This is a genomic window from Peptoniphilus genitalis (genome assembly GCF_023614525.1).
GTDB classification, from domain to species: Bacteria; Bacillota; Clostridia; order Tissierellales; family Peptoniphilaceae; genus Peptoniphilus_A; species Peptoniphilus_A genitalis.
This window is the reverse complement of record NZ_CP097885.1, coordinates 573,887-588,520: the sequence shown is the minus strand read 5'-3', so window position 1 is coordinate 588,520 and position 14,634 is coordinate 573,887. Positions and strand designations below refer to the sequence as shown.

The 14,634-nt window shown below is 35.1% G+C and carries 14 protein-coding genes; 11 read left to right on the top strand and 3 right to left on the bottom strand.

The window, feature by feature from the left end; all coding sequences use genetic code 11:
* Positions 1–101: 101 nt before the first annotated feature.
* The 6 genes from M9426_RS02875 (at position 102) to M9426_RS02850 (ending at position 6,127) form a co-directional block, all read left to right on the top strand.
* Positions 102–2,093: an alpha/beta hydrolase family protein gene (locus tag M9426_RS02875; protein ID WP_250342390.1), complete on the top strand. Its 1,992-nt coding sequence runs from the start codon at positions 102–104 to the stop codon at positions 2,091–2,093.
* A gap of 86 nt (positions 2,094–2,179) precedes the next feature.
* Positions 2,180–2,662, top strand: a complete 483-nt coding sequence (locus M9426_RS02870) for a ferritin (RefSeq protein ID WP_005953759.1) — start codon at positions 2,180–2,182, stop codon at positions 2,660–2,662.
* A 236-nt stretch (positions 2,663–2,898) separates the two neighbouring features.
* Positions 2,899–3,453: a biotin transporter BioY gene (locus M9426_RS02865; protein WP_250342389.1), complete on the top strand. Its 555-nt coding sequence runs from the start codon at positions 2,899–2,901 to the stop codon at positions 3,451–3,453.
* Positions 3,454–3,463: 10 nt separating this feature from the next.
* The gene (gene bioD / locus M9426_RS02860; protein WP_250342388.1) at positions 3,464–4,147 is read left to right on the top strand and encodes a dethiobiotin synthase; all 684 of its coding nucleotides are present in this window, start codon (positions 3,464–3,466) and stop codon (positions 4,145–4,147) included.
* A 15-nt stretch (positions 4,148–4,162) separates the two neighbouring features.
* Positions 4,163–5,365: an adenosylmethionine--8-amino-7-oxononanoate transaminase gene (gene bioA, locus M9426_RS02855; RefSeq protein ID WP_250342387.1), complete on the top strand. Its 1,203-nt coding sequence runs from the start codon at positions 4,163–4,165 to the stop codon at positions 5,363–5,365.
* A gap of 81 nt (positions 5,366–5,446) precedes the next feature.
* Positions 5,447–6,127 (top strand): HAD family hydrolase, encoded by a 681-nt coding sequence (locus M9426_RS02850; protein ID WP_250342386.1) that lies wholly within the window; start codon positions 5,447–5,449, stop codon positions 6,125–6,127.
* A 112-nt stretch (positions 6,128–6,239) separates the two neighbouring features.
* Here M9426_RS02850 and M9426_RS02845 read toward each other — a convergent pair whose 3' ends face one another.
* Together M9426_RS02845 and mnmA are read right to left on the bottom strand one after the other, a co-directional pair.
* The gene (locus M9426_RS02845) at positions 6,240–6,875 is read right to left on the bottom strand and encodes a 50S ribosomal protein L25 (RefSeq protein ID WP_250342385.1); all 636 of its coding nucleotides are present in this window, start codon (positions 6,873–6,875) and stop codon (positions 6,240–6,242) included.
* A 15-nt stretch (positions 6,876–6,890) separates the two neighbouring features.
* Positions 6,891–7,952 (bottom strand): tRNA 2-thiouridine(34) synthase MnmA, encoded by a 1,062-nt coding sequence (gene mnmA, locus M9426_RS02840; protein WP_005953774.1) that lies wholly within the window; start codon positions 7,950–7,952, stop codon positions 6,891–6,893.
* A 321-nt stretch (positions 7,953–8,273) separates the two neighbouring features.
* Here mnmA and M9426_RS02835 point away from each other — a divergent pair, with 321 nt between their 5' ends.
* Positions 8,274–8,540, top strand: a complete 267-nt coding sequence (locus tag M9426_RS02835) for a Veg family protein (RefSeq protein ID WP_005953776.1) — start codon at positions 8,274–8,276, stop codon at positions 8,538–8,540.
* Positions 8,541–9,019: 479 nt separating this feature from the next.
* Here the strand turns inward: M9426_RS02835 and M9426_RS02830 are convergent, their stop codons facing one another.
* A complete protein-coding gene (locus M9426_RS02830) occupies positions 9,020–10,204 on the bottom strand; it encodes a coenzyme F420-0:L-glutamate ligase (RefSeq protein ID WP_250342384.1) in 1,185 nt (394 codons plus the stop codon).
* Between the two features lie 216 nt (positions 10,205–10,420).
* Between M9426_RS02830 and ftsE the strand changes: the two genes are divergently transcribed.
* The 4 genes from ftsE to M9426_RS02810 are packed head-to-tail and all read left to right on the top strand — an operon-like array spanning position 10,421 to position 14,415.
* Positions 10,421–11,119, top strand: coding sequence for a cell division ATP-binding protein FtsE (gene ftsE / locus M9426_RS02825; RefSeq protein WP_250342383.1), 699 nt, complete (start codon positions 10,421–10,423; stop codon positions 11,117–11,119).
* Positions 11,094–11,996 carry a permease-like cell division protein FtsX gene (gene ftsX / locus M9426_RS02820; protein WP_005953815.1) on the top strand — a complete coding sequence of 301 codons (903 nt, stop codon included), beginning with the start codon at positions 11,094–11,096 and terminating at the stop codon, positions 11,994–11,996. The genes ftsE and ftsX overlap by 26 nt, the downstream gene beginning before the upstream one ends.
* Positions 11,997–12,004: 8 nt before the next feature.
* Positions 12,005–13,246: a murein hydrolase activator EnvC family protein gene (locus M9426_RS02815; protein ID WP_250342382.1), complete on the top strand. Its 1,242-nt coding sequence runs from the start codon at positions 12,005–12,007 to the stop codon at positions 13,244–13,246.
* Complete coding sequence (locus M9426_RS02810; protein ID WP_250342381.1) at positions 13,246–14,415, top strand: S41 family peptidase; 1,170 nt, start codon at positions 13,246–13,248, stop codon at positions 14,413–14,415. The genes M9426_RS02815 and M9426_RS02810 overlap by 1 nt, the downstream gene beginning before the upstream one ends.
* Positions 14,416–14,634 lie beyond the last annotated feature (219 nt).

Here is a 14,634-nt window from a genome sequence, read left to right as displayed (position 1 = left end):
ATAATTTTTTAGTTAAAATTTCAAATAAAATAAATAGTTTTTTTAAGAGACATTTTGGCAGGGCCAATGGCTTTGCTTTTATAATGGTGGCAATAATATCTTTGTTTTCTGCCACCTTTTTTTATTACTATATATCCGATTTTAATATTCCAAAGAGCTTGGCCTTCTTAGGTCTTTCAGTCCTATTTTATCTTGCCTATTTCATTCTTTGGCAACTTTTAAAAATTGGATTCTTACTTATAAAGAGAGTGAGGGCAAAGAACCTTGCCATCTACTCCATACTACTTTGGGGCTTGAAGTATTTTTATGACCAGTGCCTCTACTATGTGGACATGGATTATTTTGAAATAATTTTTATTGCCACAGCTTTTATAGTTCTTGTAACTTTTTCAAAGTCCTTAATTTCTTTTACAAGGAACAAGAAAAAGTTGGCACTTTTATTTTTACTTCCAAGTGGAATAATTTTGGCCGCTGCAATTTATTTTATGGTCTTCCCAGGTTTTAATTCTGGAGAAATTTATAAATTTGATGGTGAAAAAAATAAAATTGCTGGAAGAAGTGAAAAGTATAAGGTTGAAGTAATTGACTATGAAGCCAAGCCAGTAGACTTAAGAGACTTTGTATCCTATTCTGGTAGTACAAAAAAAGTCAGGGACAAGTTCTTTGGCAAGGGGCTTAACAAAACAGAAGTCAAGGGAAGGATCTACGCACCTAAGGACTTAGAAAAGGCTCCAGTTTTATTTGTGGTCCATGGCAACCACAGGTTCACAACAAAAAACTATCTTGGCTACGACTACCTAGGTCATTATCTTGCAAAGAGGGGAATAGCCATGGTCTCTGTTGACATGAATATGTTAAATGGATTTATGAATTTTGGACTTGGCAATGAAAATGATGCAAGAGCAGTCCTCCTACTTGAGAATATGGAAAATATCTTTAAGAGGAATAGGACTAAGGACAGCGTCCTTTACAATAGGTTTGACAAGGATAATATTGCCCTCATGGGTCACTCAAGAGGTGGCGAGGCAGCAGCCATTGCCTACAACTTTAACGAACTTAAACTTCACCCAGACAATGGCAAGCTCACTCACAAGTATGACTTTGACATCAAGGGGATAATTACTGTTGCACCAACCTACAACCAATACCAACCAGGTGGTAAGAATTTAATTTTAAGAGATGTAAATTATTTGACCATTGGGGGAACAAATGATGCCGACGTAGATGGCTTCGAGGGCATGCTCCTTTATGACAATGTAATCTTTTCTGGCGAAAAGGACAATTTCAAGGCTGGAGTTTATGTTGGCTATGCCAACCATGGCAACTTCAACAAGCTTTGGGGAGACTTTGACTCCGACCCAGGCGAAGGATTTTTCTTAAATAGGAAGGAGCTACTCGATGGTAAGAAGCAAAGAGAAATTCTTTCAGCTTACAGCTTTAACTTCTTGGAAAATGTATTTGGCAGAACCTACAACAGAGAAATCTTTAAGGAAGGACCTTATAATTATGGAGACCTTCCAGAGACAAACTACTACACAAGATACATGGATTCCAATTTCATAAAGCTTGCAGACTTTGAAGAGGACTACGACATAACTACAACATCAATTCCTGGTGGAATCGTAAACTTTTCTAACTTGGCAAAAATTTATGAAGACAGTCACGAATATGGAGAAAAAAATTCTAAGACCACAGGAGTTTTTATTGATGCCAATGAAAATTCAAATTATTCTTTGAGGTTCACAGAAAAAATTCCTAGTGGCAGATTTTTACAATTTGATATAGAAAATTTAAACTTCGAAGACATTGAAGGAGATATAGATTTAGAGATCCAAGACACTTGGGGTAATGCTTCTACCCTAAGCCTTAGTGATTATAAAAAGCTTATACCAATGACAAAGTCCTACCTCTATAAAATTGATTATCTTGAGGATGATTACTACAAGAGGTTTGGACCTCAAACCCTTATAATTCCATTAGAGGACTTTAAAAATCAAAATAATAATTTGAATTTAGACGAGATAAACAAGATCGAATTTAAATTCAAGGATAATATAAAAATTTCTATAGACAACCTAGGAATTTTAAAATAAATTGTTTAGGAATCTATTTGTGGGGTAACTTAAAGTTAAGAGCGATGAGCATATAAAGAAAATAAAAAGCTGGGAGGTTTTTAATTATGGAAAGTAAACTAATAAAAGGACTAATTGATCAATACAATTTTGAAGTAGAATCAGGATATATTTATTATTCTATGGCAAACTATGTTAAAGATAAGGGCATGGACGGTTTCGCTCACTTCTTTGACAAACAAGCTGAAGAAGAATTTGAACACGCTGAAAAATTAAGACAATTCTTATTTGCAATTGATGTAAGACCTGATCTTGAAGGTATTAAAAAACCAGAAACTGAATTTGGTACATTTACAGAAACATTCAAGACTGCATTAGAACACGAAAAAGAAGTTACAAAGAGAATTAACAATCTTTACGATCTTTCAGTAAAGGAAAATGACCACAGAGTTACTTCACTTCTACAATGGTATGTTGACGAACAAGTTGAAGAAGAAGATCACTTCAGAGGACTTATCGAAAGACTTGAAAGAATTAACGAAAGCTGGTCTGGACTTTATATCTTCGACGCAGAACTTGGAAGAAGATAATTTAAAATTTATTTTAAGAGATACCCTTAGGGGTATCTTTTTTTTTTTTTTTATAAAAATTTAAATTATCAGCAAATAAGATTTTTAGATTTTGGCTTGAATTCTAGGGCAAAGGAGAAAAAAATAAGGGCACAGAAATAAGGTTAACTATAAAAAATATATAGTTGACAAACGAAAAGCAAAATGTTAACTTATTTAAAGTAATTTATTTACTAATAAAATTTTTGGAGGTTAATGTGAAAAATTTAAAAGCGAGAGACCTAGTTATGTGTTCGCTTTTTGTTGCCCTTATTGTTGTGGGAACTTTTATTAGGGTGCCCATTCCAGTCTTACCCTTTACCCTGCAACTTTTATTTACCATGTTGGCAGGGCTTTTGTTGGGACCAGAGCTTGGTGCAACAGCAGTTGTTGTTTACATAATTTTGGGTCTTATGGGTCTACCAGTCTTTACTGAAGGCGGTGGTCTTGCCTATATATTTAAGCCATCCTTTGGTTACATAATAGGCTTTGCCGTTGGCGCTTATGTCACAGGAAAGATTGCAAACAAGGATAAGAGACCTGACATGAAGAGACTTCTTAAGGCAAATTTTGCTGGCCTTGCCGTAGTTTATAGTCTTGGCATGATTTATTACTATTTAATCAGCAATTTTTATCTTGAATCACCTATTGGAGTTAAGGCAATTATAATTTATTGCTTCTTACTTGCAATCCCAGGGGACATAGTTTTGTGCTTCTTAGGTGCCTTCCTTGGTAAGAGATTAATTCCAATTTTTAACAAGTCCTATAATTAAAGGAGAAGAAATGAGTAAGAATATTTTTGTAACAGGAACAGGAACTGAAATTGGAAAGACCTACGTGGCAGGACTTCTTGTGAAGAAGCTTCACGAGGCAGGAGAAAAATCAGCCTACTACAAGGCTGCCATGAGTGGAAACGACAAGGATGCTGATGGAAATCTCATACCTGGTGATGCAAAATTTGTAAAAGAACTAGCAGGTATAGACCAAAATCTTAATGAGATGTGTCCCTACATTTATGAGAGGGCCTACTCTCCTCACTTGGCAGCTCAAATCGAGGGCAATCCTGTGAATCTTGACTATGTAGTGGAAAAGCTTAGGGACTTAGAGAAAAAGTACGACTACATTACTCTTGAAGGCTCTGGCGGGATTCTTTGTCCACTAAGATTTGATGATGAAGAAATTTATTTAGAGGACTTTGTAAAGAAGGCAAAGCTTTCTTCTATCATTGTTGCCGATGCAGGCCTTGGAACTATAAATAATCTTGTCTTGACGGCCTTTTACATGAAGGAAAAGGGAATGAAGATCAAGGGAATAATTTTTAACAACTTTATCCCAGGAGATGTGATGCAAGAGGACAACATAAAAATGTGCCAGCACATGTCAGGTCTTAAAGTCCTAGCCTGCGTAAAGAAGGGGGACAAGGATTTGGATATAGATATTGATAAGCTGAAAGAGATTTATGAATAGGAGTTACTATATAAAATGATTTGGTATCCATACGAACAGTTAAAGACCATGAAGCCACCCTACAAGGTCGTAGATGCAAAGGGAGTTTATCTTTACACTGAGGACAAGGAAATGATTGACTCAGTTTCATCTTGGTGGTCTACAATTTACGGCTACAAAAATGAAAAAATAAATGAAGCCCTTATAGGTCAAGTGAAGAAGTTTTCTCATGTAATGTTGGGAGGTTTAACTCACGAGCCAGTAGAAAGACTTTCCAACCAATTAAAGGACTTCTTGCCAGGGGACTTGGACTATCCCTTCTTCTCTGACTCGGGATCTGTGGCAGTGGAAGTTGCTCTAAAGATGGCCCTTCAATACTACATGAACAAGGGAGAAGCTGGCAGGACCATGATACTTGCCTTAACTCATGCCTACCATGGGGACACCTTCAAGACTATGGAAGTTGGCGACGATGAAGACTACCATTTTGTCCTAGAAGCCTATGGCAAGAGCAAGTATGTTGTAAATATTCCAACTGAAATACAGGCCCTTGAAGATGCCTTTGAAAAATATGGGGACAAGTTAAACTCCTTTATAGTTGAGCCACTTTTACAAGGTGCTGGTGGAATGAGGATGTATGACATTTCTTTTTTAGAAAGAGCAAGGGAACTTTGCGATGAGCATAATGTCCTACTTATCTTTGACGAAGTCGCAACAGGATTTGGAAGAACTGGTAACAGGTTTGTAGCAGACTTAGTCCTACCAGACATAATATGCTTGGGAAAGGCCCTTACAGGGGGTTACCTTGGCCATGCTGCCACAGTTGCAAACAAGAAGGTCTTTGATGCCTTTTACGATGATAACCCAAGGCATGCCCTCATGCATGGACCAACCTTTATGGGAAATCCCCTAGCCTGTACCGTTGCATCGAAGTGTCTTGAAATCTTCCAAGAAGAGGACTTCATGAGTAAGATAAAGAGGATTGAAGAAATTGAAAGAGAAGAAATGGAAGGCTTCACTCATGACAAGATTGAGGAAGTTAGGATCATGGGAGCTTGCGTCTGCATTGAAGTAAAGGATGGCAAGGACATAGAAGGCTTCCAAGAGTTCGCCTACGAAAGGGGAGTCTTTGCAAGGCCCTTTGTGAAATACATTTACTCTATGGTTCCCTATGTAATTAGTGAAGAGGAACTTAGAAAAGTAATGAGGACTATGAAGGAATGGTTTGAGAATAAATAAAATTTTGCCCTGGTTTCAGGGCTTTTTCTTTTGGAGAATTTTAAGCTATAATTTACTTATAACAATTGGAAAGGAATAAAGATGATAAGGGCAATATTATTTGACAAGGATGGAACCCTCCTCCAGTTTACTGAAGGCTGGGTTGATTCCATTGTGGGATTTTTAGAAGATAAAATTTTAGATGATAATAAGAAGAGGGAAGCCTTTAGGGAAATTGGTATAAGGGAAGATGGTGGAGTGGAAGAAAATTCTATTCTCTCATCGGAGACTGCTATGGACCTGGCAATAATTTTTTCCAAGTATCTTGATGAGGACCTAGATGAAATTTATAGGGATTTAGACGACCACTTATTAAGGTATTTAAAAGAAAATAATAAATTTATTAGGGAGACCTGCGACTTGAGGAAACTTTTTGAAGCTTTAAGAGATAGAGGGATCCTAATAGGGATTTTCACGTCGGATAATTATAGACAGGCCAAGTATTCTATGGAATACTTAGGTCTTGACTCCTTTATAGATTTTTATGCAGCTGCAGATATTTATAAGAAGAAGCCAAACAAGGAGAGCCTAGAAGTTTTTAAAAAGAAATATTCACTTGAGGACCAAGAAATAATTATTGTCGGGGACTCAAGAGTTGATATGGTTTTTGGTGAGGACACAGTAAAGGTTGGTGTCCTATGTGGGACTGGATCAAGAGAAATGCTCTCCAAGTACACAGAAAATATAATAGATGATCCAAGCCAAGTTTTGAAATTATTATAAGCTTGTAAAACATTTCTATCTTAAAAAATTAAAATTAAAAAAGCTCAAGGAATTTGGGCAAAAAAAGAAGGGCTCCAAGAGCCCTTTTATAATATTTAAATTTATTAAATAATTATTCTTCTTCTTTTTCTTCAGTTTCAGAAACAGTAGGAACTTCTGCAGAAACTTCTTCTGCTTCTTCTTCTGGTTCTTTTTCTTCTGTTGGTTCAACAAGAGTTGCAACAGCTTCATCAGCTTCAAGGTGTTCAATCTTAATGTTTTCGTCACCGAAAATGTCAAGGTCAGCAATTGTTTTAGTTTCACCAATTTGCATTTCAACAACATTTACAATAGCTTCTGATGGAAGATATTTTGGAAGACAAGTTACAGTAACTTCGTTTAGTACTTGGATTAATGAAGATGGTTGAACCTTAACTTCGTCTCTACCTTCAAGAACGATAGGTACTTCAACAGAAATTTCTGTGTTCATGTCGATTTCATATAGGTCAAAGTGAACCATAGCATTTTTAATGTGGTGCATTTGAACTTCTTTGAAAAGAACAGAAGTAGTTTCTCCATCGATGTCGATATCGAAAATGTTTGAATAACCTTCTTGGCTATAAGCCTTTAAAAGATCTTTTTCAAGACCGCTTACCATTCTTGCTTCCTTACCCTTTGAGTAAAGAACTCCTGGGATTTCACCATTAGCTCTTAGTTTATCAACCTTGTTTTTACCCTTAGCATCTCTTTTGTTTAAAACTAATTTCATATATACCTCCAAAAATTATTTTATAATACCTGAACCAAGACAAACATCGCCTTGATAAAAAACACACACTTGACCAGGTGTGACACCCTTAAGTGGTTTTTTCAGTTTAACAACATATTTATCATTTTGTTTTTCCAATGTGGCAGCCTGATCACTGGCCCTGTATCTTATTTTAACAGATAAATCCACTGGAAGAGAAGGATTTTCTGTAATCCAGAAAATATCTTCAACTTCAAATTCATCCTTGTAAAGAACTGGGTTGTTAATCCCTTGAGCCACAATTAAAAGATTGTTTTTTAAATCCTTATCGGCAACGAAGAAGGGTTCTCCACTTCCAACGCCACCAATGCCAATTCCACGCCTTTGACCAATAGTGTAGTGCATAAGGCCAGAGTGTTCTCCCAATACCTTGCCCTTTTCGTCCACAATTTTACCAGGCTTAGTAAATAGGAATTGATCTAAAAACTCATTGAAATCTCTTTCGCCAATGAAACAGATTCCAGTAGAATCCTTCTTAGAAGCAGTTGAGAGTTCATATTTTTCTGCGATGCGCCTTACTTCATCCTTAGTTAAATCACCAACAGGGAAGAGAGTTTTTTCAAGTGCTTCCGACTTAACTCTTGATAAAAAGTAGGACTGGTCCTTATTATTATCTAAACCCTTTAAGAGGTAAGTCTTGCCGTGGACTTTTTTAGTCCTGGCGTAGTGACCCATAGCAATATAATCAGCATCAAAATCCATTGCGTAGTCAAGGAAGGCCTTGAATTTTATTTCAGTATTGCACATAACATCTGGATTTGGAGTTCTGCCTTTTTTATATTCACTTAGAAAATAAGAAAAAACCCTATCTCTATACTCTTTTTCAAAGTTGACAGTAAAATATTTAATGCCAAGTTGAGAGCATACAGAGACAACATCTATATAATCTTCTCTAGCAGTGCACATGCCATCATCTTCTGCCCAGTTCCTCATAAAGACTGCTGTAACATCGTAGCCAGCTTCCTTTAAGAGAATTGCGGAAACAGATGAATCCACACCGCCACTCATTCCAAGAATGACTTTTTTCTTTTCTTGCATCAATACCTCCAATCCACTCAATAACAATACATAATTATACAATAGTTGTTTGGAAAAATCCACCTTTATTTAAGAAAATACGAGTTTGTAAGACTTTTGAAGAGAAAATAAAAAATATTTCTTGTAAAAATTTAGTCTATAAAAATTCTTGTCCTCTTTGTAAATTTTTATTAAAAATCTTTTGGAGAAAATTTAAAAATAATGGAGAAATTTTATTGACAAAGTTTTTACTATGGAGTAAAATTATAGATTTATTTGACAGATATAGCTTTTTAATGTATAATAAGTTAATATTAAAGCTCTGGAAGGAATGGGTGTCGAATGAATCAAATGCAAATTATCAAGAGAGAACTTGAGAACCACATTGGAAAGAAAGTTATTGTAAGGGCCAACAAGGGCAGGAAAAAAATTGTAACTAGGAAGGGAATCCTAAAGGCAACTTACCCAAGTCTATTCGTACTTGAGGTTTTTAATGGAGAAGAATTAGTGACTGCAAGCTACACTTATTCTGACGTATTGACATCAACAGTTCAAGTTACAGTTTTAGATGAAGATGTGACATATAAAGATGCAAAGATGATATCATAAAATCTTTTTTATATACTTAGATTTGTGGCAGGTGTTAAGACACCTGTTTTTTTATTGTAGAAATTTAATTAATGCTAAGTAATTATAAAAAGGATTATAATTTTTAGCTTAATAGGTCTCATAAAGTCGTAAATTTTTATGACTTTATAATTTTCTATTAAGATATAAATCTTTGTGAAGTTAGGATTTTTTATAAAGTAATAAAGGCTTGTAACTCTATAGATTTTTATAAAGTAGTAAGCATTTATTAATTTGTAGAAAAATGAAAATTGTAGAAAAGAAATTATAAAATAGATTTAAAAAAAATTTTTGAATTTTAAGAGGATAAAAATTTTATTTAACTAAGATGAAATAAAAGTAGAATTTGTTAAACTAAATTTATAAAAAACAAAGTTATAAGTTTGAATTAGATATTAAATATGTAAGAAGTGAATAAACATAAAAGAAGCCACCCCTAAGGGTGGCAAAATTTTTATATATTATTCAGTTGCAAAGTTGTCGAAGTAACCTTGGATAAAGATGACTGGAGTACCCTTGTCACCTGATCCACTTGTAAGGTCGCAAAGACTTCCAAGTAAGTCAGTGATTCTTCTAGGAGTAGTTCCTAGTGTTTCGTCTTTTCCAACAAGGTCTTTTTGCTTGTGAGAAATTTTTTCTTTCATTGCAGCAGTTGCGTGTTCAGTGTCCATATCCTTTAGGTCAGTGTCTGCAATGTATTTGATTTTAAGTTCGCTTGGTTGACCAGCAAGTCCATCTGTGTGAGCAGGTGATACAACTGGGTCTGCAAGTTCCCAAATTTTTCCAACTGGATCTTTGAAGGCACCATCGCCATAAATCATAACTTCAACTTGCTTGTTGTATTTTTCAATTAGTTTCTTTTGAACTTCCTTTACAAAAACTTCTCCATCTCTAGGGAAAAGTTTTAATCTAGTGTCAGATGCGAAGTTTGATCCAAGTAGACCGAATTCTTCGTTGTAGCCACTTCCATTAATGGATTCGTTTAATATATCGTCAAGACCAAGAACAACTTTTGCTCCTTCGTCTTTTAAAAGTCTTTTTATTGAAAATCTTGTGTGAGTTGATCCAATAAGAACTTCGTCTGTGTAATTTAGAATAGTCTTAGGATCATTTGAGAAGTGGATTTCACAATTGCCACCACAAATTTCTTTGTAAAGAGTTACATAATCAATTCCTGTGAATTCATGCTTAACTTCTTCGCCAAAGATTCTTCTATAATCTTTTTCTTCTAGGACATCTGCAAATGGATTTATTTTTGCTTCGTAAAGAAGGCTTGGATCCATTAGTGAATTTCCAACTTCATCAGATGGGTAGGAGAAGAGAAAATGTATTTTCTTTCCTGATTTTGCAATACCCCTTAGGATTGTTGAAAATCTGTTACGGCTAAGAATTGGGAATACTATTCCAATTTCCTTGTCGAACTTTTTGTTAATGTCTTCTGCTATGTCATCAATAGTAACATAGTTGTTTTGAGCTCTTGCAACTAAAGATTCTGTTACTGCAACAATATCCTTGTCCCTCACAGAAATATTTTCTGATTCGAGAGCCTTACCTAGGGAATCAACGACAATATCAACTAGATTGTCTCCACTTTTTACAATAGGTGTACGGATTCCACGTACTACTGTACCAATGTATCTTTGCATAATTCCTCCTACATTTAAATAAATTACTTTTTTACTTCAAAATTATACACGAAGGCTATAAAAATGTAAATTATTTTTTTAAAAAATTTTACAAATTTGTAATTAGCCTTTAAAAATATTACTATATCAAGGGTTTATTGGGAAAATTAATAAATTCACTGTACATTTGTAACCACTTTGTAATATAATTGATTAAGATTATAGAAAGGTGTTTTTATGATAAAATTTGAAAATGTTTATAAAGAATACAACAATGGCGTAGCTGCACTTTCAAATATAAATATTGAAGTGCCTCGCGGCGATTTTGTTTTCTTAGTTGGCCCATCTGGGGCTGGTAAGTCTACAATGATTAAGCTTCTAATAAGAGAAGAGAGGGCTAATCGTGGTAAGATTTTTATCGGCGATGATGAAATAACTAAAATTTCAAAATATATGATTCCTAAACTTAGGAGAAATATATCTGTTGTCTTCCAAGACTTTAGACTTTTAGAAAAAAAGACTGTCTTCGAGAATGTGGCATTTGCCCTAGAAATTCTTGGAGAATCAAAAAAAGAAATAAATAAAAAAGTTGAGTATGCTCTCGACCTTGTTAACTTAAGTGACAAGGTAAAGGACTATCCTTCAGAGCTATCTGGTGGAGAGTCACAAAGGGTTGCCATTGCAAGGGCAATTGTAAATGATGCTCCTTATCTAGTTTGTGATGAGCCAACAGGTAATCTTGACGAGTCTACTGCTTGGGACATTATGTCTGCCCTAAAAAATATTAACGATGCAGGCAAGACAATTATAATGGCAACTCACGCAGTTAATATTGTAGACAAGTTTAACAAAAGGGTAGTTACCCTAGACAATGGTTCCATTGTTTCAGATATAAGAGAAGGAGGTTACTATGAAGGTAATAAGACAGCTCTCTAATCTTGTGAGAGAAGCCTTCTCAAGCTTGTGGAGAAACAAGACCATGTCCTTTACTTCTGTAATTTCCATTACAGCTATGCTTACACTTTTTGGTGTAGTTATGCTTATGGTTTTGAATTTAAACGGAATGGTATTTCAAACTGGAGAGAAGTTAGACAAGGTTGTATTTTTCTTAAAGGACGATGCAAAGCCTAAGGATGTAAACGCCTTTATTGATGAGCTTGATGAAAACAAAAAGGTAAAAAAAGTTGCCTATGTTTCTAAGGAAGAAGCCCTAGAGGAATTCAAAGAAGGTTTTGGAGAAAACTCCTCAATCCTAGATAATATTCCTGGTGGAAATCCACTTCCAGCTTCTATAACTGTTGAAATGAAAGAACTTTCCTATGGAAAGGAAATTGAAGACAAGTACAAGGATCTTCCAATTGTTGAGGACCACAATTATTACTATGACTTTGTAACTCAAATGATGAAAATTCAAAATGGAGTTAAGTATGTGGGAGCCGCAATTGTTTTAATCTTAGTTTTGATTTCTGTTTTAATTATTCACAACACAATTAAGATTGCCATTTCAAACAAGGAAAAGGAAATAAACATAATGAAGTATGTTGGAGCAACTAATACTTATATAAGGGGACCCTTCTTAATAAATGGAATTATTTTTGGAATTCTTGGTTCAGCCATATCAGGTTTCTTGACGCTGAGACTTTATGGAATAATTTTTGATAGGTTAAATCCACAACTCCATGAGATCACAGGAGTGGATATGTTAACTGCAGCATCTGTTAGGACAGACTTATATATTGTGTTTTTATGCATTGGTGTTGGAATTGGATTTTTTGGATCCCTATTCTCAACTAAGAAGTTTTTAGATGTGTAGGTGAAAGAATGTATAGTAAGAAAAAGATTCTTGCAATTTGCCTGGCTGCCATAATGGCTGCTCCAAGTGCAAGTTTTGCAAAGTCTTCTAAGACTCTAACTATTGAAAAAAATAAAAAAATTCAACAAAAAAAACAAATCAATTCAAAAATGAAGGAGCAAAAGACTAATATTTCTAATACAGAAACAGAGAAGAAATCTGTTTCTGATGAAATAGAAACTCTAGATGCCAAGATTCTAGAGAAGTCTAACAAGATTCAATCTCTTGAAAAAGAAATAAATAAACTAAACCAAGATATTGCAGAGAATCAAAGAAAGTTGCAAGAAGCTCAGGAAAATCTTGAGGCCAATACAAAGTCCCTAAGATCAAGACTAAGGGAAATGTATAAGAGAGGTAATATCACCTACATTGAAGTTTTGTTAAATTCTAAGGATATTGAAGAATTACTTAGAAATAACGCAATTATTTCTTCTATCGCAAGGGCTGATAGGGAATTAATTGAGTACATCAAAACACAAATCGACACAATAAAAAAGACAGAAGAAAAATTAAAGATAGATAGGGAAAGACTTTCTGTTAGCAAGGCTGCTGTTGAGTCTGAAAGACAAGGATATCAAGATGCAGTTAATGCAAAGAATGAGTACATGAAAGTTCTTGAAAAAAATATTGATGCCTATAAAATAGAGTTTGAAAAAGCTCAATCAGATTGGCAAAACCTAGATATAGAAATTTTAAAACTTCAAAAGGAAATTGAAGTTCAAAAGAAAAAGGAAGAAGAAGCAAAGGCAAGAGCTCAAAGGGCTTCAGCTAATAGGACAAATAGGGTTAATAGCAACATAAGTGTTGCATCAAGGCCAAGAGATGGACAAGCTTACACTTGGCCAGTGCCAGGTCACTATTCAATATCTTCACCTTTTGGATACAGGACTCACCCAATCCTAGGTTATTCTAAGTTCCACTCAGGTATTGATATACCAGCACCAAGTGGAACACCTATAGTTGCAGCTAAGTCAGGTACAGTAATTTTATCAAGACTTATGAGTGGTTATGGAAATGTAATAATGATAGATCACGGCGATACAGTAACAGTTTACGCTCACTGTTCAGCACTTAACAAGTCAGTAGGCGACTCCGTATCAGCAGGAGATGTTGTAGCCTTTATTGGTACAACAGGTTTATCAACAGGACCGCACCTTCACTTTGAAGTTAGGGTTAATGGATCACCAGTAAATCCATTGGGATATGTATAATGAAAAATAATAAATTATTAAAAGTAGCAGCAGTTGTTATCTTAATATTGACAACTGCTGTTGTTACGAGAATATACACAGTAAAAAGTATTTTAGCTACAAATGAAAATTTTGGTAAGGTAGTCTTACTTGAAAAGTATTTAAAAGAAAACTATCTCTACAATAAGGACATAAAAGAAGAAAAACTTGAAGAAGGAATCCTAAAGGGTTTAGTTGCAGGACTTGAAGATCCTTATTCGCAATATCTCACAAAAGATGAGATGAAAAAATTGTCAGAGCAAACCACAGGCAAGTTCCAAGGTATTGGAGTTATAATTTCTCCTGCAGAAGATGGAACTGTAACTGTAGTATCTCCAATAAAGGGTTCACCAGCTGATAGGGCTGGCATTGAGTCTGGCGACAAGATTTTAAAAATCAATGGTAAGGACTTCTCTGCAGATAAAATTGACCAAGCATCAAAGGAGATGCGTGGAGAATCAGGAACAAGTGTAAAGATTTTAATTTTAAAAAAGAAAAATCTAAAGACAAAAGAAGTTGAGATTAAAAGAGAAGAGATAAAAATCGATTCTGTCTTAAAAAATAAAATTGGAGACTATGGCTACATTGGCATAACAATGTTTGACGAAGAGACAGGTAAGGACTTCAAAAAAGTTTTAAGAGAACTCACCGATGAAGGAGTTAAGGGAATAGTCCTAGACATGAGGGGAAACCCTGGTGGAGTTGTAGACTCCTCTTATGAGATTGGAGATGAAATCCTTCCAAAGGCAAGCTTTGTAACCTTGAAGAACAACAAGGGAGAAGTCATAGAAGACTACAAAACTGACGACAAGTACAACGACATCAAGATGGTAGTCCTCGTTAATGAAGGGTCAGCTTCAGCATCAGAAATTTTGGCAGGAGCAATAAGCGACCTTCACAGGGCAAAAATTGTTGGCAAGAAAACCTATGGCAAGGGAGTAGTTCAAAATGTAATAGCCTTGCCAGAAGGAGACGGATTAAAACTCACAACGTCAGAATACTTCACACCAAGTGGCGACTCAATAAATAAATTGGGAATAAAACCCGACGTAGAAGTAGACCTTTCAGAAAATGTGAAGGGGATTGGAGTGGACTATCTCAAAACAGACACACAACTTCAAAAAGCCCTAGAGATTTTAAAAGAAAAATAAAACTTATTAAGAAATTAAAGCAGCCGAGAGAAGGGCTGCTTTTTTCATGAAAATTATTATAAAAAGGTTTTTATAATTTTATATTTTTTGATAAAGTTTTATTTTTAGATTAGCTTTTGTAAAGCAGAGCTTTACGAAACGATATTGGAGGGGCTTAGGGGCATCGTGAGGCCCCTTGCCCCTCCAAACCACCCCTTCACCCCACGTACGTTGAGTCCA